This window comes from Halogeometricum sp. S1BR25-6 (assembly GCF_031624495.1).
Classification (GTDB): domain Archaea; phylum Halobacteriota; class Halobacteria; order Halobacteriales; family Haloferacaceae; genus Halogeometricum; species Halogeometricum salsisoli.
Genome location: NZ_JAMQOP010000007.1, coordinates 75,622 through 100,656 on the forward strand (window position 1 = coordinate 75,622; position 25,035 = coordinate 100,656).

Here is a 25,035-nt window from a genome sequence, read left to right on the forward strand (position 1 = left end):
ACTAGCGGACGCTCAGTTGATCCCCGCAAATTATGAAAGCGATCAGCTCGGATCTTGAGGCTCTGAAACCACTTTTCGATCATGTTTCAGTTAGTATAGTCAAATCAACTACCTAACCCTAACCAACAGATTACAAGTCGATAGTCAGACTAATCGACGAAAGATACCGTATCTTCGCAGTTCTGGTATTACGATGGAGCCGGTCTAATGCACGTTTAAATAGGATGTGGCTACAGATTACTAACAAGAGCCATTTTAGCATTATCTTAGGCCATTTAAACTCATAATATGAGGAATACAGGTATCTAATTCTGTATATTGATAAGTCTCTCTGTATAAATAACAGAAAATCCAGGTATGAAAGTACATTCTATTATTTGTGTTTACTTTGAGAAGGTATGAAAAATAAAGCTACGGCTTGAGTTCGCTGAACATTAGATTCTAGCGTGCAAACAAGAAAATCTACAGCGACAGCTGACTCATGGGGAGAACTCAAAATCAGTCCTTCATCACATCTTGATTTGCTCACAAACTCCATTTTATGCTGCTAGTTAGCAACACTCAGCACTAGTCTAACAAAACCACTCTATTAGTTTAAATATTATACACTCACTATATCCAGAATTTATTTATCCTCTTCCATCGACCTCGTCGATAGCCGACCTCCTCGGCACCTGTCGAAGACGCAAACAAAGAACTCGCTATGTCACAGGACAGCACTACCCCCAAGATGTCTGAGAACCGTACTGACAGTCAATCTACGGCGATAAGCACCGTCTCTAGACCGGCTATTCTCGCCCTTGCGCTGTTAAGCATGTTTGCTGTTTACCCCGCCGCGGCACAGACAACTGCGGTCTGTAGCGCCGACAAGCTCCCGAGCATGATTGAGGGATTCTTCCAGCTCACTACCGGACTCGGCATCGTCGGCGTTGCCGTGGTCTGGCAGGCCGACTCGCTTATCGAGATGTTTACCCTCAATTCAGAGCAGAAGAAAGGGCTCAAACGCCACAAGCGCTCGGCGATGAAGTCTGCCGTCATCCTCCTCGTTCTCGGCCCGTTGTACACGGTCGCCGGATCGATGATGAGCCTTCCGTTAGCTGACTGCGTCAATCTCACCCCCTGGTAAGCAACTCCAGGATCCCATCACGAGTCCATGCAACACCGAGAACTCTCCGTGCTCATGGCCGCCTTGTTGGCGACGAGCCTCGCGACAGGCTTCGCTACAGCCAGCCCACCGCGGCCGGGTACGGAAGGTAACGGGCTCTCTGAGAACGAATCCGCCACCCTCTGGTCTCGTGATGCAGATAACTACGTTAGTCAAGACGAGTCTCGCCAGCGCTACGGTGACGAGCGGACGGCCATCCACCAGCTTGCAAACGGGACGGATATCACGTTCAAGCGGCCGCCGGCGACTGCTGCAACTTGGACTCGGAACGATTTCGAGGACCTCGAAGCCGGTGGCCTGGGCACGTCCGTACACCCGCCTCATGCGTCGCTCGAAGATGGCGTGTTCATTGCGGATGCCCACGCAACCGTATTCGCGATTCAACCGTCGACTCGAAGCCACCTCGAATCCGGTGACACGCCACTCTACATCGCACCAAATGGGACGATGCGTGGGTTCGTTGATTATCGCGTCCGTGTTCCTAACGGGAGTTCCTCTGGGAACCAGACTATCGAGTGGTCCCTTGCAGACCACGAGATCGAGGAGGTTCGGTTACAGAAAGACAAAGAAATCATCGCAAGGACCGACGGGTCGCACACACCGGCCATCGACTACCAGATCGACGATGACTGGAGTGCAACCCTCTCCCTCGAAGCAGAAATCCACGTCCGACTGAAGAAAACGATACAGACTGACGGGATCAACGGAACCGATATCCAGGTCGTCTACCGTGAGGAGACGCGAAATGTCTCCGACTCGATCGACGTCGAGATTTACGACCTCTCTGCGCATCCCTACGACGCCGAGTATCCCAATGGTGATGCTGGCGTCGCCATCTTCCAGTCCCGGCCGTGGCAAGGGTATACTCTCTCTGACGACGGAAATGCGAGCGTGCGTGGTGTCTGGCGGTTCTATACCGCTCGCAACACCAACTGGGATACCCTCGTCAGATCGAACCGAACCGACAGCGCTGAAGTCGAATCCGACGCAATCCCCGTGTACGTCCACGCGTATCCATCTCGAATCGGGCCGCGTGCTGAACCCGTCCGGGACGGCCCGGAGATCATCGACACGTGGGGGACCGAACGGTCCTCTCCACTGGAGACTATCGGCGAGAATGTCACCATCGAGGTCGTCAACCAGTCCTACGAGACGACGTACGGTGTCGCCGTCCGTGCCGAGAACGTCGACAGAGAGACGCTTCACGTCGCGGGCATCGTTCGCGGCGTGAACGCGTCTATCGCTGAGCCCAATGCTGGCTCCGAGCGACAGCTTCGTCGCAGCAATCTCTCGGTCGAAGTGCTCCAACAGAACCAGTCGCAGGCGACGCTCCGAATCGAACTGCGCGACAACGAGACTGGTGCACCGATCATCCTCAATGACGATACCCGCCGGTATCTGATCGGTGGAAGCGCCCGTAACGGCTATATCACCGTCGCCGATCAGAAAGTCGAGACCAACGCCTCTGGCGTCGCCATTGTGACGATCACCGAACCCGGCATCTACACGGCCCGCTATCATCCAGGGTCGTGGCTCGGACACAACCCGGCCTATGTGAGTGACACGGCGACCGCTCGGTGGCATCCACTCGGCTCCATCGACGGCTGGTTCGCGTTCGTCTTCGAGGTCGGCTGGCAGTTCATCCCTTTCTTCGTGATGTTCTACGCGGGACGCCGTCTCCTCCGAATGCTCGGTCCAGAAGACATCTTCCAACGAAACCCATGACCAATGACCATCCACACATCAGTCGAAGAAACGCCCTCCGAACAGTGGCCGGTGCGACGCTCGCGGGCATGGCTGGCTGTCTAAATAGTGGTGGACGCTCCGGAACTTCCGGTGACGAAACGACCGCGTCAGACAGTCAGAGACCGCTCACACGAGTCGCTGTCGACGGCACGACACTCGTCGTCGAACTCTCGGCCGAAGCCGATGTCGACCAAGTCAACCTCATCCAGCCGAATGGGGAACTGTTCGGAACGCGTGACGTGGCCACAGGGGCCCAGCAGGTCTCGTTCGAGATTGGAACCGCGTATGAGCCCGGCGAATACCGCGTGGTCGTGCTGAAAGGGGAGGAGAATGTGGTGGAAACTTCTCTTCCCATACAACCGAGCCTCAGCATTGTAGAGATGGGTACTGGAAGGAATCAGCCTGAGGAGATGTGGGACGATTCCAGTGACGAGATTACTGAAGAAGCATTCGTGACCGTTGAGAACCAGGGCAGCGGCCCGGATGCGATTACGAAACTTCTCTTCATCGGAGACGTTCCGTATCCCTCTGGTGAGGAAGGAACAAATTATGCTGACAACGAGGACGTGAGCGGAATCTACGATCCTCAGTCTGATTCCGAAGTAAGCAAGCTCATCGTTGCCGCAGGGGATCGAGTCACGATTTACAGCTCTCGATCCCCTTTTGCGTTCGTTCCCGGCTCAGGCACTTCGTGCAAAGACGAACAACAGAGCGGCGAGTTCGAGCTCATCCTCGAAACGCAAGTCGGGGAGACTCAGCTAACCAAGACCTACAGTATACAGTATTCTGCATCTGTTGAGACAGACGACTGCGAAATGACGATGAGAGAGATCTAACCATGGTGGATCTAATTGATGTCGTCCTTGAGGGGTTCAAAGAGGCCGTCGATTGGTTAATCGGCCTCTTCATGGAAGGCTTGCAGACTGGTTACGATTCCCTCACCGAGGAAATGTTCGGAACCCCAACGCCACGGACGGATGGGACGTTCGTATTCGGGACTCCCTCCAATGCTCCATGGCCTGCAATACAAGATGCCCTAGTTGGCGGCGAGATTATGCTAATCTCGTTACTCCTGTTGCTGATGTGTGTTCAAGGGCGGCACACAATTCGGATCTTCAACATTGGAAGCGCATACGAAGCAAGGCGGACAAAGAAAACTGCCTGGGTCGGAGCGTTCCTCATCACTACGTGGTACTGGCTCGGTATTCTGTGCCTCTACATCGTTGATGGGTTCACGATTACTCTGATGCCGAGCCTTAGTTCGTTAGGAGATGCGATGCTCAATTTCTTAGAGGTCTCTTTGAGCAATCCAGCACTCGCCTTCGTCTTTGCTCTGGTTGGTGGGCTCTCGATGTGGGCACTTGAGGCCCTCTACTACATTCGAGAAATCCTCCTCTACGTCTACGTGTATGGAATGCCGATAGCGTTCGCCTTAGGCTACGGTAACATCCCTGTTCTCTCCGATATTGCGATGGGATTCATCAAGCGATTCATTCCACTTGCAGTTCTTCCTCTCCCCGCAGCAGTAGTCTTCAAAGGATACGACCTACTCTACTCTGAAGGCGCGCTTGCTCCCGGTAGTGCATTTCTGAAATACCTCGTAGCCGCATCGCTCCCACTAATCGCTCTCTATGTGACTTGGAAGACGTTCAAATACGCGACTCCGCTGACCGCCAAGGTCGTGGGAGGTGCGACAACAGGAGCGGCACTCATCGGTGGCGTCGCAGCCGGTGCGTCCGTCGGTGGCGCCGGCGTCGCGACAACTGCTGCTCGGTGGGGACCAAAGGCAGCTGCTGGTCACGCACTCGCTCAGAAGGCCGCAGCACGAGCAGAAAGCGGTACCGAAGAGAACAGCACGCCATCGTACCGGCGGACCGAGAACGACCCCGGAATCCACTAACAATGTCGATAGACCAAGACGCAGCCGCACGGCGCATCATGGACCAGTTCGGCGAAGAGAGTCGCATCCCCTACCTCAATATCGAGGAAGGAGACGTTGGCGTGCTCATCGCCTTCCCGATTGTCGGCCTGTTCATCGCAGGCCTCACCGGGATTGAATCACTCGCCCTTCCGTTCGTCGTGGGCGGATTCGGGTTTGGCGTTGCCGTCATCTACGTCTCTCCCAACCACCTCAATGCGTGGACCTGGACGAAGAGCATCTATCGGTACGCCAAGCGTCCGCAGGTTACGTTTAGTGCTCCAGAGGAGCCAAACGAGAACACGGACGAGACTAAGCGGAACGAGGGTGGTCTTGCGAACTACACGCCGTTCAAACCGGACGAGCGAACGCAGGATCTCACGAACGTCAAGCGAGCGTGGCCCGGTGCTGGTGCGATCCAACGAGCAGACGGAACGATGGAAGCGTTCATCGAAATCGACCCAGGGAACATGGACTTCGCCATGTCCGAGGACTGGGCCCAGCTCCAAGAGGCGGGTGAGGAGTTCGCCAACAAGGAACTCGACTCGAAGATCAAACTCCACGCGACAACTCGGTCATTCCCGGTCGCACAGATTACGGAGACGATCGAGGAGCGACTCAACGACGAAGACGTCACGCAGAACCCGATCTTCCGAGAACTCCTCGAGGAGTATCGTGAGACACGCCCCAAGGAGATGCGTGACCGAGGTATCCAGCAGGTGCGATACTACCTTGGTGTCGAGGTCTCGCCACTAGAGGTCTACGATAGATACCGAGACGAAGGCACACCTGCAGAGAAGCTGACGCAGTTCCCCGTCATCGGGTTCTTGTTCAACCCATTCGTGACGCGCCGTGAGGACCTGACAGATGTTGAACGCCGGGCACAGATGTTCGAGAAACTCGACAGCCGCGTCAACGACGTTCGCGCCGAATTCATCCAGCAGGCGTCCGGGTGGTCCGCTCGCCGGCTCAGTACGGTCGAACTGTTTGTCCTGAACATGGACTTCTGGAACGGACGAGAGCACGACGCCGAGGAAGCCGAGCACGCTGTTCGCGAGCAACCGATTATCGGTCGCTCACGCCGGGAGGATGAGGTCAATGCGTAACGTCATCCTGCAGGCGAGTGGCGGTATCCTCGGCCAGTTCACAGAGTGGCTTCTAAACCCGATGTCGCCCGAAGGTACGGCGATTTACGCCATACTGGTGATTACCCTCGGGGCCAGTAGCAAACGTCTCTGGGACCGCCACACCGCCGCCGACGAACCGGAAGTCGACTTTTCTGATGTCCTCGACGAGAAGACGCTCAAAGAGGGTCACGTAGAGGGCCAACTCCTCGACGACATCTCCGAGTCCCACAAGACGGTGATCGCGCCGGCAGCCATCGAGTGGGAGACACGGGCGGCTCACGTCGGCGAGCAGTGGACGACGACACTGTACATCGCTGACTACGCCGACTACCCGAACGACGGCTATCTGAGCGACCTCTTCGAGTTGACTGACGTTGAGTTCGACCTTACAGCGCACATTACCCCGAAGAACCAGCAACGGGCACGGAACGAACTGCAGGATATCGCTGATGACCTCCAAGTCGACGCCGATCTCGAACAGAGCGTCCGCAGTGCGTATCTCCAGGAGCGAGCCAACGAAGCCGCTGCAACCTACAAGGCCGTCGAGAACGGAGCGAACGTCTTCGACCAAGGGATGTTCGTCACGGTTCGTGACGACAACAAAGATGACCTCCGAGACTCCGTCCAGAAGGTCAAGAGCGCGCTCCGCGACGACCCGGCGAACCTAACGCCGAAGACCGCGATTTGCCGGCAGGACCTCGCGCTCCAGTCGGCTGCCCCGATTGGAGACAACAAGTTTGGCCGTGAGTCTATCGCCCTCGGTGGTGCCATCGGTGCACTCCTCTCGTCACCGCATAACGCGACCATCCTCGAAGAGGGTGGTGTCGAGTTCGGGATCCACAAGGACAACCAGAGTCCCGTCGTCATTGATCCGTTCGCCCGTGACAGCGGGTACGCGATGTTCACCGTCGGCGATACCGGCTCCGGGAAATCGTTCGGCTCGAAACAGAACTTCATCCGCTCGATCGAACAGAGCAAGGATCGCATCGGCATTATTCTCGAACCGCTCAACAACTGGGCGGGCGTCTCCGAGGCACTCGATGCGAAACGCATCACCGTCGGTGGGACGCTCGGGTTGAATCCCCTGGAGATTCGCCAGACACCCGACCACGTCCAGCGGGCGATGGGTGAAGACGCGAGTCCGTTCAACGAGAAGCTTGACGACGCGATGAGCTTCCTGACGAACTTCTTCGCACTGCGCGGTATCTCGCTCGGTGACCGTCGGACGACACTCGAGCTCGGACTCAAACGTGCCTACATGCGTAATAGTATCTCCGATGATATATCGACGCACAGTAACCCAAGTCCGACGATCCGAGAGATGATGGACGTCTTCGAGGACATGGTCGACGAACCGGAGGAGTTCGTCGTCCGGTCCGACGAGGAGGCTGGGAAGATCCGTGAGGACGCAACGTGGCTGCTGGACCAACTGCGCCCCTTCGAGGAAGAAGGTCGCCATGCTAATCTCGGGAAGTCCTCGGAGTTCGACATCCGCGACGAGAAGGTCATCTATCTCGACCTTGCCCAGCAGGAGGGCAGCGTCGACAGCAGTACGGCGCTGACGATGCAGTTACTCATCTCTCTGGTGTACGAGCGAGCGAAGGAGACGGACAAAGAAGTCGTGTTCGTCATCGACGAGGCGCGCTATATCATGCAGGACGCCGCGAGTCTGGCGTTCCTCGAAACAGTGTTCCGTCATCACCGCCACCACGACCTCTCGATCCGCCTTGTCACTCAGACTGTCGACGAGTTCTTCGAGCACGCCGAGTCCGAGGCCATTCTTGACCAGTGTGCCGTCAAGCAGTTCCATCGCTTGGACGGGATGGACGAGGAGTGGGCTGAGGAGTTTGGTCTGAATTATGCACAGATGCGCTACGTACAGGATGCGGTCCCCGGCAACGAGGACGCCGGGTTCTCCGAGGCGCTCGTCGGCGTCGACGGCGAGTGGCGCGGAATCAAGGTGCAGGCAATGTCCAAGGAAAAGCAAGTCATCGATTTCGACCCGGCCGAACAGACACGAGAAACACTTCCCGGTGCTAACGAGGAGGCCGCCACTACTGACGTACAGGAGTTCCGTGAGGAGTTCGAACAGCAGGCTGCGAACGGAGAGTCACAGTCGGTTACTGCGAAACCTGATGGTGGTCAGATGGAGGGTGATGAGGATGCGTGAGTATCTCCGCGTCACGCCGACGTCCGAACAGCTCGACTCTGCGGGAATCTCGCGTGTTCTCGCTAGTCTTCACAAGCTCACGAATACCGGATCGGAAAGCCTCACAGAGAAGCTGAATCCGTTCCACAGTGAAACACCGCCCCGGTTTGAATTCCTTGCCCTGAGCGATGGAACGGACGAGCCAGTGGAGTTCTACTACGGCGTCGACGAGCATCTCGACACTTTCGAGAAGCGCCTCCGCTCGATTTATCCAGCCACATTCGATATTGAACGCGTTGACGTTAATGTCGCCGCTCGGCTCATCCAGCCAGTCGAACTCACACGAGAGGAGTTCATCGACCACTACGAAGCAGGACAACTACAGTACGAATTTGGTCCCGAGGAGCAGCACGACCTTGACGACGAAGACCAGGCAGAAACGACGGAAACGTCCCCCCTCTCTACTGGCGATACAACGGCCCAGAGAGCCACGAATCACCTCATCGAGACAGGAAACGCTGCATTCGAACTCGCACCACCGAGTGCAGTTCCCGAAGAGGAACCACTGACGACACTCGAAAAACCAACCGCGACGACGGAGGGAACGATACTCGCTCGGCCAACTACCGACGCCGTCTCGCCAGTTGGTGTGCGCTGGTCCGGTTCGGCTACCCGAAAGAAAGACTGGATGACATCGCTGACGCCCTTTGCATCCGGTGATGACGACGACGCAGTAACTGCTGTCGACCAGCCCGGCGCGGCGCTAGCCTCACTCGTCGACTATCTGATGGAGGCAGGTTCGCCTGTGGCGTTCCAAGTTGTGTTCCAGCGGCGAGCACCCTGGCAGGCCGACGCTGAAGTTCGCAGAGAGGACCTTCTCGATGGACGGGATACCTTCATCCAAGAGCTCATTGGCTCATTCTTCGCGGTCGAAGAGCAACAGAACGGTCGCGCGGAGACACATCTTCCCGAATCAGTCGCAAAGCGGATCGAATACATTGACGCGAAGAACCACAACCGGTCGTTTACCGCAAACATTCGAGCAGTGGGCGTTCCAGTTGATACTGCATCCCGCGACGAACTTGCAGCGCAGATGGACTCACTTCGGCCCGTGTTTGACCCGATAGACGGCCCCTATTACGAAGTCACGGGCAAACGACTCCGTGCTGAGGGCTTTCGAGAAACAACAAAGGAGAAGAACGCTCGAACCGCTCTTCAGCAGCTACTTGACCGCGAGATTGCGGTCGGCCGAGGGAAGACCCGATCGGATTTCGTCCTCAGTGGGGCGGAACTCGCGAACTTCGTCTTGGTTCCTTCCTCCGAGCAACTCACAGTAGAAGGAACACGCGGGACTCGCGCTGAACAACAGAGCCGCAATCCGCTCGCGTGTCCGAATCCCGACTTAATTCAGCAGTTCCAGGAGGGGATGGCGATCGGGTATGCACTCGATGAGAATGGCTCACCCCAACCGGACCCGATTCGGATTCCACCGAAGCTCTTGACGATGCATTACGGTCGGTTTGCCTCGACCGGGGCCGGGAAATCGAAAGCGGTCATCAACGACGCGCTGTCCCTGCGAGAGACAACAGGCGGGCCCGTCGTCATCGTCGATCGGAAAGGCGACGGGATGTGTGCAAACTACCTTCGCTGCCACTACGAGCATTTCAGTGGGTTGGACGACGTCTATCAGTTCCGCGTTCCAGAGACGCTCCCTGCGTTCTCTTTCTTCGATATTCGGCCTGCGCTTGAAGCAGGGCGGAACCGCGAAGACGCGATCCAGGATAAGGTCGACCATTTCCACGATATCATGGGGATGGTGATGGGACGCGAGATGTACGGACAAGCGTTCGTCGCCAACGAAATCCTCAGCTACCTCATCAAGGCGCTCTTCGACGAGGAGTATGGGAGCAATGTCTTCGGGCTTGACGACCTCTTCGCGGCAGCACTCCAGATGCAACGTGAGCGAACAATCCCACCGGTTTCGGCAGACAATACAAACGTCGAGGAGTCACTCACGCGGCATTTCTCGAAGGACGACCACCAGTTCCAGGTGTCGATGGACGCGGTCGGCAACCGCCTCGATAAACTCAGAGAGGACTCACACCTGCGACGGATCTTCAGTCACGTTCCGGAACAGGACGATACCGGAGAGTACGTCGACAATCGATTCGACTTCCGCGAGTTCCTCGACGAAGACATCACAATTCTGTTCGATCTCGGTGATCTCCGTCCGGAGGCACAGCGGGCAATCACACTGCTGCTATTGAGTAATCTCTGGGATGCGGTGCAGGTGCGTCGACGTGACGGGCAAACGGACTACGAGAAGCTCACGAACCTCATCATTGAGGAGGCGGCACCCATCGCCGCAACGAAACTCGTTTCCGAGCAGTTGCTTCCCCAAGGTCGGTCCTTCGGCCTAAGTATGGGGCTGGTGATGCAGTTCCCCGGGCAGGTCCGGAACCGGAGCGAACGCGCCTACGACGAAGTCCTCAACAATATCAAGACGAAGCTCATCGGGAATATTTCCATCGAGCGCGACCTCGCTGAGTCATTGGCTCATGAAGACTTGAGCCCGACTGACCTCCGCAATCGGATCAATACGCTCCCCAGTGGAGAGTGGATTGCGCAGCTGCCAAGTCCCTCATTCGGGGAGACGGGTCCAGCCCCGTTCTCGGTGAAGCCGCTCCCAATAGCAGCCGGTCATCCTGAGAGTGACGAGCCGCTCTCTGTCGAGCAGGAGGACCACTTCGAGACCGTGGCCCTCCCACGACTGTCGGAGCGAACACAGACCCAGTACGGGCTTGCTGAGACCACCAACGAATCGGAGACAGCCGACGACAGCTGGGGGAGTAGAGCGAACGATGAAGGCCCGACATTCGTAGACTCAACTAGCCCAGTGGAATCGACGCAGTCGTCGTTCCTCGGACAGGCAACCAGTGGGTCAGCAAGTGACGAAGCGAAGAAAGAGAAAGACGCGGATACCACTCCCTCGCTGTTTGGAGATTCCGAGGCAACTGAGTCCGGAGAACCAGTCAGTGAAGAAGAGGAGACGGCTGTTGATGAGAATAGGTCGTCACCAGTACAAGCAGGTGGAGTAACCGTCCCAGATGACGAACTCCGGCGGTACGGGCTCACGCACGACGACGTCCGATTCCTAACCCGCATCCTCGACGTGATGAATGGTGACGCGCCAAATCACAGACTCTTGGATTCAATGAGTTCGTTCAAGAAGGACTTTGAGGATCTGGATGTGCAACGGCTCGTCGAACAAGACCTGCTGGAGGAAGGACGAGCCTGCGGTCGGAAATACTACACCGTCCTCCCAGCAGGGCGTGAGCTGCTCGGCCAGAAGCTCAAGGTTGGCCCAGGTCAGGGCGATATCGGCGAGAAAATGCCGCACAAAGTTGGGGTGAAGCTGCTCGAACTGTGGTTAGACTCCCGCGACGACGTCACACAGGTCGAATCCTACTACGAGTACGATGAAGAGACGGTGTTCGACGTCGCCGGCCTCGATGCTGACGGGGAACTCGTGTGGGTCGGTGAGGCCGAACTTGCGAGTAATAACAAACACGCGCCGGTCGACGACTACGACAAGCAGAGTGCGGTGGATGCGAACGCTATCTGGGCGTTCAACAGACGCGAGACAGCCGTCGAGGTGTTGGACCGTCTCGCAGAAGCCGACCGAATAGAACACAGTGTGAATGGGCGTGCAGCCCGTCGGTTCTCGGATATCCGAGAGGCCGTTGAATCGTTCGACGCAGCCGGACTGACGACGATTCGGAGCTTCAACAAACTTGATCAGGAGTTCAATTCATGACGTGGCGCCATGCAACCCGCGAGGAGATCTACAGGTATTACACGGAGGAGTTCCCTTCGTACGTCGACGAGCTACCGTCGTTCATCACAGCAAAGGGGCCGAAGCAGTACGCACTCGCGTTTCGAGACCCTCACCCGGTACGGAAAGACGGAGTCCCAGACAAGGACTTCATCCGACGAGATACGTGGCAAACGAACGCCTCAGGTGAACGGACCTCGTCGGCATTCCACGAGTTCAACGACGTCCTCGAGTTCATCCGCCATCCAGCCCGAAATGATCCACTCGGACGGAGCAACTTCGCACTCGCCGACCCCGATCTGTTCGACAAACCAGACCCGCGTCCTGATGCAGTCTACTACGCTCTCGATCACTGGGAACGGCCGTGGGTGCTCCTCGTCGATATCGATGCGAAAACGATCGCTCGAGAGCGAGCAACACGAGCAGTACCTGACAGAGATGGTACGGAAGACAGCGAGGTGCTGCTCGATACCGCGGGCATTTTCGAAGCGGACCCGGTAGGCTACCCGTATTCCTTCGAGGATGTTGAACGGGCTATCGAGTACGGCTTCGAGCTACGAGATATCTTCGAGGACGACTTCAACGCCGAGGAGACGGTAGTGGTGTACAGCGGCCAAGGCGTTCACGTTTATGTCCTCGATACGGGCCCTGCCCATCGGTACGACGCGAAGAGCCGAGAAGTGCTGAACGACCTTCTGCAAGACACCTACGAGATTCCCATCGACCCAGTAGTTACCGCCGACCGACGTCGAGTCGCCCGACTCCCCTACTCGTTGCACGCTGACGTCTGCAGTATCGTCACGCCGATAGAGAGTCCAAACTTCGACGTTCGGTCTGCAACACCGGAGGTCATCCAGTCATGAGTCAGTCAACCCCTGTCGAGGACGAGCGTACCGCCTACCGCGTTGCGACGCTCCCGCTTGAATACGGCACGACACGCATTAACCAACTGTTCACGCGAGGCTACAATCGCTACATCGTCGACGGCGAAGATCAACCGGAAGATCTGTTGAACGATCTCGAGCGGTTCGGGACGGCGGCGTTCAAAGAAGACGTCAGGGCCAACGCCGCAGAGAAGCCCTTCGTCGACGAACCCGGAATGCTCGCCGTCCTTGCGACGTTGAACGCAATCTGCGTGAAATTACACCCAAAGTTCGAACACGTTCCACCGCGAAAGGTACAGGTCCTCTACGATATTCGCGAACTCTACGTCAACAATCTCGCCTCTCTCCTTCGAGAATTCGGTGATGGGAGTCTCCAACAGGATATCGCGGAGGTGCTGTACGCGAAAGACCCCGGGGAGGACGGACCACACCCCGGTCGCGTTTGTACTGGAATCAAAGAGATGCCCGAATTCAGTGACGGGTTGTATCTCGAAATTCCGATGGCTGCAGCGTCGAGGGATTGCCTCGTTCACGCCGACACCGAGACAGGCGAATCCGGAGAACTGCTCACTCGTGTCAAGAACAACTGTCTCTATGTGCCGGCTGGTGATTTCGATACGAAGTATCGCGAGTATGCCAGACGTGCGTTCAAGAAGCTCCTGCGAGTCCAAGAGGAGAACCTCTCAGAAGACCAGCTGACGTGGCTGACGACGAATGAGTCGGCCATCACAGAGCGCATCGACCGCTTCATCGAGACGGGACACCACGAACGGATCTGGCGAGACTGGAACCCCGGAGAACGGACCATCCGTGTGCTCCGGGACGCGATTCGAGACGCTCCAGACGAGGTCGTCTCACTGGGAGAGTTCCACTCGGCGAAGGAGTTGTTTGAAGCGGTGGAGGCGTACGACTCGGAAGCGAGCTGGAAGCGAGACGTCTGTAATCGGATTTCGAGTCCACGGAGCCTCGGGAACCTTCTCGCATCCCAGCGTGACCACCGAAGTTTGACTATCCGGCAGCACGGAAATACGAACCATTATCGGGTTCAGGAGTCTTCGCGTGGCGCCCAGCCCCTCGATGTCGAGTCAATCGAGGATCTGTTCGAACTCCCCTGTATGGCGAATATGGCCGAACGTCTCCACGAGAAGAAGCCAGTCCGAAAGGATCTGTACAACTTTGCCCGGATGGTGATGTGGCTGCCACAGTATCAGAACAGCGACCTCGAGACGATTGTCGCAGACCTCAAGGACGTCTTCTCACGGTGGCCTTGGTACGATGAACAGGTTACCGATTACCAGATTCGCTACGAGTTCTCGAACACGATTGGGGGCAACACCCCGCTTCCGATGAACTGCGACAACGACGATATGCAGCGGTACTGTATCGGGCAGGAGCGGTGTCCATACTCGATTTGGGGGAGTCTCCCCTTCCCGGATGAGATGTACGACCAGTTGGATGGGGCCGAAACTACTGGCGGGGAGTTCTAATTCGATTGATTTCAGCGAACTCAATTCATCATATCTTGAGGGATGAAGTCCTCGTGTGCGATACGGTGGTGTAATTCACGAGGTTGAGTCGTGAGGAGTGTCAAGTGATGATAATCCCCCCGTCAATTTCCATGTAGGGGTGCCCATAGCCGCAGTAGGTCAAACAGCTCAGTGTGTAGTCGCCCCGTCGCGTCGCACCTAACTGTCGAACGACGGGCCTGGTGGCGTTCTGGGGGAGCGCGACCGGGTGCATCATCATTCCACCACCCATGTGAACCTGTCCTGACGGCATGATCGCGAGGCTGTGGTCGGGATACTGCTCGTTCGCTGCCTCCAGCAGTTCGTGGAAGTCGCCGCTAGATGGAGGCGGGATGCGCTCCTCATTTCGTTCTTCGAGTGTCTCGTGGCCGGGGAGTGCCTCGCGGATGGACAATGGAAGGGATTGCATGGCTTAACCCGAGAGCGTGTTGAACGAAACGACGCGAAGAACATCGTTCCGTTGCAGGCTGACACGCTCCTGTTCCTCGCCGGATTCGTCGACGATGACGAAGCCCCAGTGGTAGGCCCCGACGTAGATCGTCCTGTCGACACCGTCGCCACTGCCAGGGAGATTCTCGACACAGCCAGAGAGACCTGCGATGCCAGCTCCAAGCGCGGTCAGGAACTCCCGCCGCTGTACTGTCGGAGACATGATCGTGCTATTGCGACTCCTTGCGGCTGAGTTTCGTCCGTCGTTCCTCGAACTCCTCATCGGAGAGATCACCGCGAGCGTACGCCACTCGGAGTTCCTCGAGTGCTCTATCGCCGGTCAGCGATGACCCGACACCGCCAACGAGGCCGCGATAGAGGCGATAGCCGATACCGACGAGGACGACGAGCCAGACGAGCATCATCCCGATGCCCCACAGTGGGGAGAGGCCGCCAGCCATTCCGCCACCCCACCACCAGCCCATCATTCCCATCATCGGCATCGCAAATACCATCATTAGCAGCGGGAACAGGACGATTACCGCCAGGACGATCAGGATGATGCGGAGCAAGCCGTCGGACGTGCGTTCTGTCGACATATGAACCACTAGTGAAGTTCGTCGACTGCGTCGATAAGCTTGGTCGGCTGCCAGTACTGCTCCAGTAATAGTCTCTGATTTGAGGGCAGCCGATACGTTGCTCCGTGTCTTCGCTAGAATGGGTCCCCCTGACAGTAGGCGACGACGTCAGGCGACTATGGTACGTCGGCGATCCACAGTCGTCAGAACATCCCCACGCACAGGCCCTGACAGGCATCAGTTCTCTTGATTCCGTACCAATCGTTCACGGCGTCGTTGGAACTCCGCTTCGTCGATCTCGCCTCGTGCGTATCGGCGTTGGAGGGTTTCCATCGCGGAATCGTCACTCTCGGGAGGTGCATCATCTCGACCCAGTGCCCAGTAGAGTAGTCCGGCAACCAGCCCCAGTATTCCGAGTGCCCCGCTGACGAACGGCAGCCCGCGACCCCAGCCACCGTTTCGGCCGTTCATCATCCCTGAACCAGACCCCATACCGGGACCCATTATTCCGCCATCGGAGTTTCCGTCGCCTCCGGTGCTGGACCCATATGCTATGGCACCCTGTTCGACGATCGCGTCGCTCTCGGGCACGTCGCCGTCCGGAATCGGACTCTCCGCGGCTGGACCGCCGGGGCTGCCGACGACGATGCGACCGACCATCCCGATTGACTTGTGTGGGATACAGTAGTAGTCGTACGTGCCTGGCTCTTCGAACGTGTACTCGAAGGATCCCGACGAGATGGTCCCGCTATCGAATACGCTGGCGTCAGATGGAATCCGGTTCTCGTAGGCGGTCGCCGAGTGTGCTCCGGCCGCTATCTCGAAGCGGACGGTCGTGCCGGGGTCGACGTGGAGCCCGATCGGGTCGAAGTAGTTGTTGGCCCATCCTGACAACGGGCGTCTCCTGGGCAGTGATTGGCCGAGCGAGTCCCGCCGTCGCGACTGTGCTGGCTCCGAGTGCTCCCAGGAACTGGCGTCTACTGTAGTTCATTATTTGATTGTTTGGTTTCCGTCATCTGCGTACGATGCTGGCGAGTCGTTGCGTGAGTCCGGTCGCTTGCTGGTCTGCACGTTCGATAGCCGCCTCCAGTTCGTCCCGGTCGACGATGCCGATGAACTCGTCAGTCCGCTCCCCGTTCGCATACACGAGCGTCGTTGGTGTCTTTCGGACGCCGTACTCCTCGGCCGTCTCCAGATCGGTCTAGATGTCGACCTCGCGAAATTCGACATCCGGATACGCATCTTCGATGCCTTCGTTTTTCTCTCGTTGCGTTGCGCACGCCCCGCACGTCTCCTGCGTGAAGAGGAGTACTTCCGTCATAGTAGCTAGTATGGTCTTGTACCTTTATCACATTTCTGTTCACATCCGAAAGCTGTGAGGGTCACAGATTTCGGAATCCAAGGGAAGCGGACGTGAGTAACGCGGGAGTTGGTGGTCGAGACGATTACTCCGACTGTTCGAGTCTCTCGCGGCGGGCTTCGAACTCTTCGTCAGTGAGATCGCCGCGAGCGTATGCCGTGCGGAGTTCTTCCATCGCGGGATCTCGAGATGTCTGCGTTTCGCTCATGCGCCGGAAGACGAGGTAGCCACCACCGAGGAGGATAAGGAGGAAGATGAGCGGGACGAGCATCCCGACGAGCGGCCACCATCCACCAGTCCCGCCATACTGACCCATTATCCCACCGTACCCCATCATCCCGCCGAATCCCATCCCCATCGTGAGCAACGGGAGCAAGATGATCGCTCCGAGGATCAGGAGCACGATGGTCGTGGTGTCGAGCTGGTTCGGTGAAGGCATCGAGATCAGGTCTCCGACTTCGATCCTAGTTCGTCGGTAACGGCCGAGAGAACACGCTCGAAGCGCTCGTTGACCTCGGTCGCGATTGAATCGAGCGCGTCGTTGTCTGCGATGCCGACTAATTGCTGCGGATCGACGGCACTCACCATGACCTCGCCGTCGTCGGTTTCGTAGACGATGACGTTACACGGGAGGAGTGCACCGAGTTCGATTTCTTCGGTCAGTCCCTCGTATGCCAGCGGGGGATTGCATGCACCGAGAATGCGGTACTGGCGGAACTCTTCGCCGAGTTTTTCCTTGAGCGTCGCTTGGATGTCGATGTCACAGAGGACGCCGAATCCTTCGTCTTTGAGCGCAGCAATCGTCGTGTCGACGACGTCGTCGAACTCACCGGTGACTGAAGTCTGTATTGTGTATTCCATGGAATATCATACCCCGTCCACGGGGTTAACGGTCGGGTGCCGCAACGGCGAGCGTTGGGGGTGTGGTGCACCGGTTGGAACAGCAGCGGTTCCGGTCATCCGGTACGTTCGAGCTGTTTTCGCCGCCGATCGAATGCGTCGTCCGAGAGCTCACCGCGGGCGTAGCGCTCGCGGAGAACCGACAGCGACTGCTCATTGTTCCCGCCGGACCCTCGATTGAGTAGCGTATAGCCGATGTAGAGGGGGACGGCGATGAGGAGCCCCATCCAGAGGAGCCCCCAGAGCCCCATCGTTCCGCCGAAAAGGCCCAGCTACTCCCGCCCATCATACCACCGCCGTAGCTCCCACTACTGTGGACAGCAGCCGTCCCAGTTGCCGCAACCAGCAGCGGGACAGAGAGTATCGCGAGTCGACGAGCAGTGCGTCCGATGCGAATGGTGAGTTGCGTCATTATCTTGAGTTGGTGAATCGTGGTGTTCGGCTGAAGCGATCGAAACGGTCAGGGCCTATCAGCAGTGGCTCTGCCCGTACATCCCGCCGTTGTAGTCGTCGTTAGCCCCATTGTGGTATTCCTCGTCAGCCATGTCCTGGGCCATCTCGTCGACGGTCACACCCATGTGCGACTCCATCCACTTGACAGCACCGGGGCCCATGTGCTCGGTCATGTGGTCTTCCATCCAGGCCGCCCAGTCGTCGGCGGTCCCGTCGTACGGGGGCGCGTCGTCTGCGGTCGTTTCGTTGCCGTGTGCGCTGACCACAGGCGCAGCGAAAGCGAGTCCGATGATCGCGAGCGCTACGAGCAGCCAGCGGCCGATGGTGAAGTTGGTCATTGCCATTCTCCTCGATTAGTCGTAGGACCCCTCTGGAGTTATCGCGATGGGTGTGAATCCGCGCAGGAGAACGTTCGAGAATGTGTATAGGGTGTTCTAATCGTTTTTCAGGAACAGAATCGTTCATAGCCGCCGAATTCGATGAGAATTCGGTTCGCCCTCCTTCTCCATCATGGACCGGTTGAAGCCAGCGATAGTGAGACGAGCTACTTTGGAATGTTAACGAATCTAGCTCAGCCATGGGTACATGGATGGGCTGGGACGTTTTCTGACTACTGCTATTGAAGACGGTGCTGATGAAACGAGGATCTCGCCCTCACGAGTCATGCGAAACGCGGATTGAGGGAGTAGCTGTCCGTGTCCAACTCACCAGCTGATTCAGAGTCTAGTATCTCAGTCGTCAACACGTTACGGACAGAAAATTACGACCCTGTCTCACCCATGGAGTGTTAGCCAAAGCTCTGTAAAAGATTGAACCCCATGTATCCTATATGGAGAAAAAGGAATACGCGATCCTCGCCGTCATTGCGCTCGCGACGGTCGCACTCGGTGTCGTCCCTTGTGGCCGTTCTTCGTCGAGAGCACGCGCCAGTTCCTGACGACGACCGCTGCGATGGCGTGGATCACGTGGTGGGCGCTCGTGATCGGCTTCACAATCGCCGGCGGCGTCGAAGCCTGGACCTCGAATGAGCAGGTCGCGGACCTCCTTGACGGTCACGGACTGCGCGAGATTGGCTACGGGTCGCTGTTCGGGTTCGTCTCCTCGTCGTGCTCGTACAGCGCGATCGCAACTGCGAAGAACCTCTTCAAGAAGGGCGGTTCTGCCGCCGCGACCATCGGGGCGTTCATGTTCGCCTCGACGAACCTCGTCATCGAGATCGGTATCGTGATCTACATCCTGTTGGGCTGGCAGTTCCTGGTCGCAGACCTCGTCGGCGGATTCATGCTCATCGGCCTGATGGCGTTCGGCTTCGTTTACCTTACTCCTGACAAGGTAATCGATCAGGCCCGGCAAAACGTCCTCGACGAGGGTGCCCCGACCGTGCAGGACCCCGTCTGCGGGATGGAGGTCAACCCCGAGGAGGCCGACTACTCGACTGAACACGACGGTCAGACATACTACTTCTGCTCGCAGTCCTGTAAGGGCAGCTTCGACCCGGAAGAGGCCAATACCACGATCCGCGAGCAGGCGACCTCCCTCTCGGGTTGGAAGGCGCTCGCGGACAAGCAGTGGTCGGAGTGGGGGATGCTCTGGGACGAAATCGCCATCGGGTTCATCTTTGCCGGTCTCATCGCTGGCTTCATTCCCGAGAGCGTCTGGACCTCCGTCTTCTCCGGGCCGACGTTCGGACTCCCAGTGTACGTCTTCTGGACGGCAGTCCTCGGTGCGGTCATCGGCGTCGCGACGTTCGTTTGCTCGGTCGGAAACGTCCCGTTCGGCGCCGTCCTCTACGCCAACGGCTTGCCGTTCGGATCGGTGCTCTCGTACATCTATGCGGACCTCATCGTCCCGCCGATCATGGACGCGTACCGTGAGTACTACGGCACGAAATTCGCGGCCATCCTCTCTGGAATGATCTTCGTCTCCGCCGTGCTCACGGGCTTTGTCATTCACTTCATCTTCCTCGGGGCGGGGGTCATTCCAGACCCATCGAGCGTCCAGATTGCAGAGGTAAAGATCGAGATGAACTACAAGATGATATTGAACGTCCTCGCAACGGTGTTCTTCCTATTCCTCTACTGGCTGCACCGTTCGGACTCGATCGGAGATGAGGAGCATGGCGAGCACGCTCACACAGCCGACTAACGCTCTCGGTCTCTCTCGTTTAGTCGGTCGGCATCTTTGCTGTGCCAGTAGTCGGTGATCGTGGTGACGAGTTCGTCGATGGAGCTGACCCCTCGGCTAGGACAGACACCCCGCGACCCCGGCGAAATAGAACTTGCACGCAATCTAGACACGGCTGGTGAAAACGGGGTCACACGGACGTAGCTCGTCTCGAGTTCAGCACCGATGGCGATGGTACCAAACGGTTCTAGTTCGCGGTAGCGATTGCTAGTGCGCTTGATTCTGCTGCAAGTCGTCACTCGGATAGATTCGATACGTCCGCCCCTGCCGTTCACGATACAACAATCCGCGCTTCTCGAGGGCGCTGACCGTCTGACTTACCTTGCTCTTCGAGAAGTCGGAGCGATCCCGCAGTTCGATCTGCGTAATGCCGGGCGAGGATAGGACTGGTTCGAGGATACGGCGTTCGTCTTCCGGAAGGAGGTCTAACACGCGAGCCTGTGGCTGAGATTCTGGATTGATGGACCCATCTGGTTGGGTGGTCCCCTCCGACGATTCGGCGATCTCAGGGTCGGTCGGAACCGCCATCTCATGCTGTGAGCGGACGTTTACGTCTGTGCTGGTGAGGTCGTCCCGGACCGCGAGATACCCCCCACCGATGACAGCCGAGATGAGGAGGGTTCCAAGGACGTACCAGAGCGGGTTCGTTCCGTGAACCGTCCCCATCGACGTGCCCATCATCGATCCCATCTGCTCGAAGGCCTGCTGTTGCTGGTACGCTTGCCAGCTGAGTACCCCGCCGATGATAACGACGGCAGCGACGAGGAGACCGACGACTGCATCGGCTCGCCGTCGATTCATCCATCCCACCTCGATATATCGTGATACTCGATCATGCCCGAGAGTTGGCGAGACATCGGTGTACCAGTTTTGATTGACCGAGACAAGAAGAGTCTGGATGGACTTCCCGAACACTCGTCGAGGTCGAGCGTTGAAGTGGCTGTTCACGTCCGTTTTGGACGGGAAGGCCAAACTCTACGACCACACCCACAAGGAACTCGTGTTCTTCAAACAGCGGCTCGAATCTGAGACCGCCACGTCGACTCCGTAATCGATACCAGCGGGCCGATCTCTCGACTGTGATCCGGCTGCGGATCGACGAATCGGTTGAGAACGCATATCTGACACTCAGCGTAGTAATCGGTAAATCCGCACCAGACCATCTCTACTCTATGGAGGATCACTCTAGCCACGATCGCCACAGTCAACCCGAGGGATACAGCCTTGGCGGACACGCTTCACTGGGTGGACTGTCGGTGGACGCAAACGACTTCGCTTCGTACCGATGGACACGCGCTTCACTCCAGGCGACCCATCGGACTGGAGCTTTCAGATCGTCACGTCGAACGGTGATATCGTAACCGAGTTCGACGAGGCTCACGGACAGCGCAGCCACCTGATCGTCGTCCGTCGGGATCTGACCCGATTCCAGCACCTCCATCCGATGCTCAACGCCGATGGAACGTGGCGTGTTGGGGAATTCTCCCTCCCCGATCCCGGTGTCTACAGGGCGTTCGTCGACCTAGTCGTCGACAGTCGACCGACGACGCTCGGATTCGATCTCTTTGTCCCCGGTCCGATGGAGGTTGCGCCGCGCCCAGATACCTCATACCGTGCAACGACAGACGGATACGATATCGAACTCCGTACTGGCGGGATACTCGCCAGCGAGTCGGTCGAGTTAGCATTCGAAATCAGCAGTGAAGATGGGCCCGTGTCGCGTCTGGACCCGTATCTCGGCGCACTCGGCCATCTCGTTGCGCTCCGTGAGGGTGATCTCGCCTATCTGCACGTCCACCCCGAAGAGACGAGTCCCGACAGCGGTAGAGTCGTATTCGGCGCGCAGTTCCCAACTCCTGGCCGGTACCGGCTGTTCCTCCAGTCGAAACCGGACGGGACGCTCATCACGACCCAGCACGATATTCGAATCGAGAGCTAACAGCTGGTGATGAGTGCCCCCGAAGCGGATGAATTCATAGCCCTCTGCAGGAGATTTCATCTTCCACAGGGGCAGATGCTGTTCGGTTCGTAGCCGTGCCTAACAGCGAAAATTCGACGGTCAGACGTCCGATGTGTGGTTCGTTCTGTCGGCTGGTTTGTACCAGTCTCGTTTTGTGTCGATGTGGCCCTCCCCGAAGACCCAGACATATTTGTCATCAGCCGTTGACATTATGGGCGGAGGATTGTGTGATAATGACACGCAATACTACCCAACGATCCCGGCGAACAGTTCTCAGACACGGTGCCGTGCTCGCGGGGGCAGCTGTGCTCGGTCTCGCCTCGTCTGGCAGTGCGACCGCCGCTCCCGGGAAACCGGACACGACACCGCCCGCGAGGAGGTTTCCTGTGAGCTCCGAGAGGATGTCTGCCTCGGTGACGAGCGTGCCGAGGAGTAGTAACGCGCCGCTACCGGCCACTCCCCATCCGAGCAGAGCGGGTCTTCGACCCGTGGCGGAGTCGGTGAACCGTCTCATTCCTGCGATTCCACCGACGAGAACACTCCCTAGTACGACGACAAACAGCAGGAAATTCCGGACGATGACCCCGGCGAGCGCGCTGGTCACTGCGAAGATACCGAGCAAGCCGGGCGTGATGCTACCCGTGGATGCAAACACGACGAAGGGACCATCTCTCGCGTCGGGGAGTTCTGTTGCCGTCATCCGATTACCTTCGACGGTGCCGAATCCACTGGCGATCGTCATCCCCTCTGGTGCGACTACCGTCAACTCGTCGGCACCGAGGCCGGTGTAGACGTACGCGCCGGGGGAATCGCGGAAGTACGTGAGCGTCTGCGTCCCAAAGACGCTCTCTCGAACAACACCGAGTGTCCGGTACCAGACCACGAACGTTCCGTTGACGGCGTCCGCAGCGAGTAGCTCGTGTTCGATGCCGGAGCCGTATCGAACGCCGAAACTGTCGCCGGCGACCGCGCAAGCGAGTGATTCGTTCGCTGCAAGGCGGTCCAACACGGACTCGTTCGTCGGGACGACACGAGCCGTCCAGGTCGCAGACCCGTTGTCGTGGACCCGGACTGTTGCCTCACCGTGACGGGCCTCGGTCGCAAGTCCATGCGAGGCTGCTGCGCGGACGAAGCCATCACCACACGGTGGACAGGCCGACACCGGAGCGGGACTGGCAGTGACGGGGACGGCCGCACCGACGATGACGAGGATCACCAGCGCAGAAAGCGCGAACGGGAGGACTCGACGAGAATTCATTTCGAAAAGGATGTTCACTTCAGTGGAAAAAGAACTGGGTTGGCTACAATCGGCGTTTGAAATACGACCCCGTGTTACGTCAGTCGAGCTGGCGGACTCAGCCGTTTCGAACCCAAACCAATCTGGCGAGTCTCTATCGAATCAATCGGCTCCCTGCTGAAGTTCCTCGTATCTCTCCTCGAACCGGGATTCACACGAGGGACAACGGAACTGATACAACTCCCCGTCGATGCGGGTCGCTGTCCCCTCGGTATCGACCGTATTCCCGCACTGAACGCAGGTGAGCGCGAACTCCGTCCCGCCGAGATCGGGCGACCAATCAGCGCCTGCTAGAAGCGTTACTCCGAAATCTGCGATTGCTCCGTCTTCGAGCGTGTCGTCGAGCCAACTCGCAACATCGTTGTCCGGCACTCGCGCATAGACGACCAGATCGGCTTCAGCAGTGGTGAATACGTGTTCGACCGCTCCCTCGTTGAGCAGGAGATCTTTGATTGACGCGACTCCCGGCCCATCCGATGTAACATCCAGCGTCAGCAACACGGGAATGCCCTTCCGGAGTTGGGAGCGGTCGACGTCGAGCGTGAACCGGTTGATGATGCCCCTCTCCTGCAGTCTCGCCACCCGATCCGACATGACCGGTGCCGAGAGACCGACGATGTCCGCGATATTACTGTACGGTCGAGAGCGTTCGACATCAGGATCTGGAGTATTTCGGGATTGGTTTCGTCGAGGTCGCGCATAGTGGACCAACGGCGACAATCGACGAAAGCATCTCAGCGGATACTGGTTAGTGTCCAAGCTTTGGATTGGTCATCACCCACTATATCGAAGGGAAAATCCGCATAAGAAAGGGGAACGTAGGTGTTCTTGTATGTCGACAACCATCACCGTCGAGGGCATGTCCTGCGGCCACTGTGAACAGACAGTCGAAGACGCACTTCGAGAGGTGAGCGGCGTGACCGACGCGACCGCCAATCGAGAAGCCGAACAGGCGAGCGTCGAGGGCGATGCTGACCTCACAGCACTCGTCCAGGCCGTCGAGGACGCTGGCTACACCGCCCACGCCTGAGACACGCCGGAACACACCGACGAACGCCCCGCCGTTCTCGTTCGATTCCAACCCTCTCGATGTCACCGCGCAGTATCAGGGCCTGGACAATATAATGGGAGACGGCACCAACACCCACGCCATGAGCAACCATCCAGATCACGAGCATTCCGGAACCCCCTCCGCGGAGCCACAACCTTCGAATCAATCCGACAGATCTGTCTACTGTTGTCGAATTTGCCAGTTAGAAGCAGATTCGGAACGGCGAGCAACAGCCCACGCGTCATCCGAGCAGCATTCCCTTCCTCCGGAGCACGAAGCACACACTACGGCGGATGAGGGCACCACGGAATCCGAGCACTCGGACGAACACGCGCATCACGAGCACGAAATCGAGGACGGGCACCGCCAAACCGAACCCGAACACGCACAGCACGGAGAAGCAGTCCACGAACACGACCACGGTGCGCACGGTCACGAAGAGGGTCCACACGAGGAGCACGGGGTCCACACCG

At 57.8% G+C, this 25,035-nt stretch carries 22 protein-coding genes and 3 pseudogenes; 12 read left to right on the forward strand and 13 right to left on the reverse strand.

Annotated elements, in window-relative coordinates; translation table 11 throughout:
* The first annotated feature begins 703 nt into the window (after nucleotides 1-703).
* Genes NDI76_RS22245 through NDI76_RS22285 form a run of 9 tightly spaced genes read left to right on the forward strand, consistent with a single transcriptional unit; the run spans nucleotide 704 to nucleotide 14,311 of the window.
* Nucleotides 704-1,126 carry a DUF7985 family protein gene (locus tag NDI76_RS22245; RefSeq protein ID WP_310926349.1) on the forward strand — a complete coding sequence of 141 codons (423 nt, stop codon included), beginning with the start codon at nucleotides 704-706 and terminating at the stop codon, nucleotides 1,124-1,126.
* Nucleotides 1,127-1,153: 27 nt separating this feature from the next.
* Nucleotides 1,154-2,890 (forward strand): DUF8186 domain-containing protein, encoded by a 1,737-nt coding sequence (locus NDI76_RS22250; RefSeq protein ID WP_310926350.1) that lies wholly within the window; start codon nucleotides 1,154-1,156, stop codon nucleotides 2,888-2,890.
* Entirely contained in the window at nucleotides 2,887-3,747 is an 861-nt protein-coding gene (locus tag NDI76_RS22255) for a hypothetical protein (protein WP_310926352.1), read from the forward strand. Before NDI76_RS22250 ends, NDI76_RS22255 begins: the two co-directional genes overlap by 4 nt.
* 2 nt (nucleotides 3,748-3,749) lie before the next feature.
* The gene (locus NDI76_RS22260) at nucleotides 3,750-4,811 is read left to right on the forward strand and encodes a TrbL/VirB6 family protein (RefSeq protein ID WP_310926353.1); all 1,062 of its coding nucleotides are present in this window, start codon (nucleotides 3,750-3,752) and stop codon (nucleotides 4,809-4,811) included.
* Between the two features lie 2 nt (nucleotides 4,812-4,813).
* Nucleotides 4,814-5,935, forward strand: coding sequence for a TraC-like domain-containing protein (locus NDI76_RS22265; protein ID WP_310926354.1), 1,122 nt, complete (start codon nucleotides 4,814-4,816; stop codon nucleotides 5,933-5,935).
* The gene (locus NDI76_RS22270) at nucleotides 5,928-8,126 is read left to right on the forward strand and encodes a VirB4 family type IV secretion system protein (RefSeq protein WP_310926355.1); all 2,199 of its coding nucleotides are present in this window, start codon (nucleotides 5,928-5,930) and stop codon (nucleotides 8,124-8,126) included. The genes NDI76_RS22265 and NDI76_RS22270 overlap by 8 nt, the downstream gene beginning before the upstream one ends.
* Complete coding sequence (locus tag NDI76_RS22275) at nucleotides 8,119-11,922, forward strand: ATP-binding protein (protein WP_310926396.1); 3,804 nt, start codon at nucleotides 8,119-8,121, stop codon at nucleotides 11,920-11,922. The genes NDI76_RS22270 and NDI76_RS22275 overlap by 8 nt, the downstream gene beginning before the upstream one ends.
* Nucleotides 11,919-12,803: a bifunctional DNA primase/polymerase gene (locus NDI76_RS22280; protein WP_310926356.1), complete on the forward strand. Its 885-nt coding sequence runs from the start codon at nucleotides 11,919-11,921 to the stop codon at nucleotides 12,801-12,803. The genes NDI76_RS22275 and NDI76_RS22280 overlap by 4 nt, the downstream gene beginning before the upstream one ends.
* A complete protein-coding gene (locus NDI76_RS22285) occupies nucleotides 12,800-14,311 on the forward strand; it encodes a primase-associated protein (RefSeq protein ID WP_310926357.1) in 1,512 nt (503 codons plus the stop codon). The genes NDI76_RS22280 and NDI76_RS22285 overlap by 4 nt, the downstream gene beginning before the upstream one ends.
* A 100-nt stretch (nucleotides 14,312-14,411) precedes the next feature.
* Here NDI76_RS22285 and NDI76_RS22290 read toward each other — a convergent pair whose 3' ends face one another.
* The 9 genes and pseudogenes from NDI76_RS22290 to NDI76_RS22330 all read right to left on the reverse strand — a co-directional run bounded on the left by NDI76_RS22290 (nucleotide 14,412) and on the right by NDI76_RS22330 (nucleotide 18,408).
* Nucleotides 14,412-14,759 (reverse strand): cupredoxin domain-containing protein, encoded by a 348-nt coding sequence (locus NDI76_RS22290; protein WP_310926358.1) that lies wholly within the window; start codon nucleotides 14,757-14,759, stop codon nucleotides 14,412-14,414.
* A 3-nt stretch (nucleotides 14,760-14,762) separates the two neighbouring features.
* Nucleotides 14,763-15,002, reverse strand: coding sequence for a hypothetical protein (locus NDI76_RS22295; RefSeq protein WP_310926359.1), 240 nt, complete (start codon nucleotides 15,000-15,002; stop codon nucleotides 14,763-14,765).
* Nucleotides 15,003-15,009: 7 nt separating this feature from the next.
* Nucleotides 15,010-15,378: an SHOCT domain-containing protein gene (locus NDI76_RS22300; RefSeq protein WP_310926360.1), complete on the reverse strand. Its 369-nt coding sequence runs from the start codon at nucleotides 15,376-15,378 to the stop codon at nucleotides 15,010-15,012.
* A 216-nt stretch (nucleotides 15,379-15,594) separates the two neighbouring features.
* The gene (locus tag NDI76_RS22305) at nucleotides 15,595-16,251 is read right to left on the reverse strand and encodes a plastocyanin/azurin family copper-binding protein (protein WP_310926361.1); all 657 of its coding nucleotides are present in this window, start codon (nucleotides 16,249-16,251) and stop codon (nucleotides 15,595-15,597) included.
* A 52-nt stretch (nucleotides 16,252-16,303) separates the two neighbouring features.
* Nucleotides 16,304-16,348 (reverse strand): annotated as a pseudogene (locus NDI76_RS22310) (hypothetical protein); the annotation flags it as partial.
* 454 nt (nucleotides 16,349-16,802) lie between these two features.
* Nucleotides 16,803-17,156, reverse strand: coding sequence for an SHOCT domain-containing protein (locus NDI76_RS22315; RefSeq protein WP_310926362.1), 354 nt, complete (start codon nucleotides 17,154-17,156; stop codon nucleotides 16,803-16,805).
* 5 nt (nucleotides 17,157-17,161) lie between these two features.
* Nucleotides 17,162-17,578: a DUF302 domain-containing protein gene (locus NDI76_RS22320; RefSeq protein ID WP_310926363.1), complete on the reverse strand. Its 417-nt coding sequence runs from the start codon at nucleotides 17,576-17,578 to the stop codon at nucleotides 17,162-17,164.
* 95 nt (nucleotides 17,579-17,673) lie between these two features.
* Nucleotides 17,674-17,868 (reverse strand): SHOCT domain-containing protein, encoded by a 195-nt coding sequence (locus NDI76_RS22325; RefSeq protein ID WP_310926364.1) that lies wholly within the window; start codon nucleotides 17,866-17,868, stop codon nucleotides 17,674-17,676.
* Between the two features lie 219 nt (nucleotides 17,869-18,087).
* A complete protein-coding gene (locus NDI76_RS22330) occupies nucleotides 18,088-18,408 on the reverse strand; it encodes a hypothetical protein (protein ID WP_310926365.1) in 321 nt (106 codons plus the stop codon).
* A gap of 491 nt (nucleotides 18,409-18,899) precedes the next feature.
* On the opposite strand from NDI76_RS22330, the pseudogene NDI76_RS22335 reads away from it, so the two are divergent.
* Nucleotides 18,900-20,215 (forward strand): annotated as a pseudogene (locus NDI76_RS22335) (permease).
* 246 nt (nucleotides 20,216-20,461) lie between these two features.
* Here NDI76_RS22335 and NDI76_RS22340 read toward each other — a convergent pair.
* Entirely contained in the window at nucleotides 20,462-21,055 is a 594-nt protein-coding gene (locus NDI76_RS22340; protein WP_310926366.1) for a helix-turn-helix transcriptional regulator, read from the reverse strand.
* A gap of 484 nt (nucleotides 21,056-21,539) precedes the next feature.
* On the opposite strand from NDI76_RS22340, the gene NDI76_RS22345 reads away from it, so the two are divergent.
* Nucleotides 21,540-22,193, forward strand: a complete 654-nt coding sequence (locus NDI76_RS22345) for a hypothetical protein (RefSeq protein WP_310926367.1) — start codon at nucleotides 21,540-21,542, stop codon at nucleotides 22,191-22,193.
* 217 nt (nucleotides 22,194-22,410) lie between these two features.
* On the opposite strand, the gene NDI76_RS22350 is transcribed toward NDI76_RS22345, so the two are convergent.
* Nucleotides 22,411-23,490: a hypothetical protein gene (locus NDI76_RS22350; protein WP_310926368.1), complete on the reverse strand. Its 1,080-nt coding sequence runs from the start codon at nucleotides 23,488-23,490 to the stop codon at nucleotides 22,411-22,413.
* 123 nt (nucleotides 23,491-23,613) lie between these two features.
* A pseudogene (locus NDI76_RS22355) lies at nucleotides 23,614-24,212 on the reverse strand (winged helix-turn-helix transcriptional regulator).
* Between the two features lie 131 nt (nucleotides 24,213-24,343).
* On the opposite strand from NDI76_RS22355, the gene NDI76_RS22360 reads away from it, so the two are divergent.
* Nucleotides 24,344-24,541 (forward strand): heavy-metal-associated domain-containing protein, encoded by a 198-nt coding sequence (locus NDI76_RS22360; RefSeq protein ID WP_310926370.1) that lies wholly within the window; start codon nucleotides 24,344-24,346, stop codon nucleotides 24,539-24,541.
* A gap of 262 nt (nucleotides 24,542-24,803) precedes the next feature.
* Here the strand turns inward: NDI76_RS22360 and NDI76_RS22365 are convergent, their stop codons facing one another.
* Complete coding sequence (locus NDI76_RS22365; protein WP_310926371.1) at nucleotides 24,804-25,031, reverse strand: hypothetical protein; 228 nt, start codon at nucleotides 25,029-25,031, stop codon at nucleotides 24,804-24,806.
* Nucleotides 25,032-25,035 lie beyond the last annotated feature (4 nt).

What these genes read in the sequence shown, in the direction of transcription:
- NDI76_RS22245 (WP_310926349.1), top strand. Translation starts at nt 704, where the DNA reads ATGTCACAGGACAGCACTACCCCCAAGATGTCTGAGAACCGTACTGAC.
- NDI76_RS22250 (WP_310926350.1), top strand. Translation starts at nt 1,154, where the DNA reads ATGCAACACCGAGAACTCTCCGTGCTCATGGCCGCCTTGTTGGCGACG.
- NDI76_RS22255 (WP_310926352.1), top strand. Translation starts at nt 2,887, where the DNA reads ATGACCAATGACCATCCACACATCAGTCGAAGAAACGCCCTCCGAACA.
- NDI76_RS22260 (WP_310926353.1), top strand. Translation starts at nt 3,750, where the DNA reads ATGGTGGATCTAATTGATGTCGTCCTTGAGGGGTTCAAAGAGGCCGTC.
- NDI76_RS22265 (WP_310926354.1), top strand. Translation starts at nt 4,814, where the DNA reads ATGTCGATAGACCAAGACGCAGCCGCACGGCGCATCATGGACCAGTTC.
- NDI76_RS22270 (WP_310926355.1), top strand. Translation starts at nt 5,928, where the DNA reads ATGCGTAACGTCATCCTGCAGGCGAGTGGCGGTATCCTCGGCCAGTTC.
- NDI76_RS22275 (WP_310926396.1), top strand. Translation starts at nt 8,119, where the DNA reads ATGCGTGAGTATCTCCGCGTCACGCCGACGTCCGAACAGCTCGACTCT.
- NDI76_RS22280 (WP_310926356.1), top strand. Translation starts at nt 11,919, where the DNA reads ATGACGTGGCGCCATGCAACCCGCGAGGAGATCTACAGGTATTACACG.
- NDI76_RS22285 (WP_310926357.1), top strand. Translation starts at nt 12,800, where the DNA reads ATGAGTCAGTCAACCCCTGTCGAGGACGAGCGTACCGCCTACCGCGTT.
- NDI76_RS22290 (WP_310926358.1), bottom strand. Translation starts at nt 14,759, where the DNA reads ATGCAATCCCTTCCATTGTCCATCCGCGAGGCACTCCCCGGCCACGAG.
- NDI76_RS22295 (WP_310926359.1), bottom strand. Translation starts at nt 15,002, where the DNA reads ATGTCTCCGACAGTACAGCGGCGGGAGTTCCTGACCGCGCTTGGAGCT.
- NDI76_RS22300 (WP_310926360.1), bottom strand. Translation starts at nt 15,378, where the DNA reads ATGTCGACAGAACGCACGTCCGACGGCTTGCTCCGCATCATCCTGATC.
- NDI76_RS22315 (WP_310926362.1), bottom strand. Translation starts at nt 17,156, where the DNA reads ATGCCTTCACCGAACCAGCTCGACACCACGACCATCGTGCTCCTGATC.
- NDI76_RS22320 (WP_310926363.1), bottom strand. Translation starts at nt 17,578, where the DNA reads ATGGAATACACAATACAGACTTCAGTCACCGGTGAGTTCGACGACGTC.
- NDI76_RS22325 (WP_310926364.1), bottom strand. Translation starts at nt 17,868, where the DNA reads ATGGGGCTCTGGGGGCTCCTCTGGATGGGGCTCCTCATCGCCGTCCCC.
- NDI76_RS22330 (WP_310926365.1), bottom strand. Translation starts at nt 18,408, where the DNA reads ATGACCAACTTCACCATCGGCCGCTGGCTGCTCGTAGCGCTCGCGATC.
- NDI76_RS22340 (WP_310926366.1), bottom strand. Translation starts at nt 21,055, where the DNA reads ATGAATCGACGGCGAGCCGATGCAGTCGTCGGTCTCCTCGTCGCTGCC.
- NDI76_RS22345 (WP_310926367.1), top strand. Translation starts at nt 21,540, where the DNA reads ATGGACACGCGCTTCACTCCAGGCGACCCATCGGACTGGAGCTTTCAG.
- NDI76_RS22360 (WP_310926370.1), top strand. Translation starts at nt 24,344, where the DNA reads ATGTCGACAACCATCACCGTCGAGGGCATGTCCTGCGGCCACTGTGAA.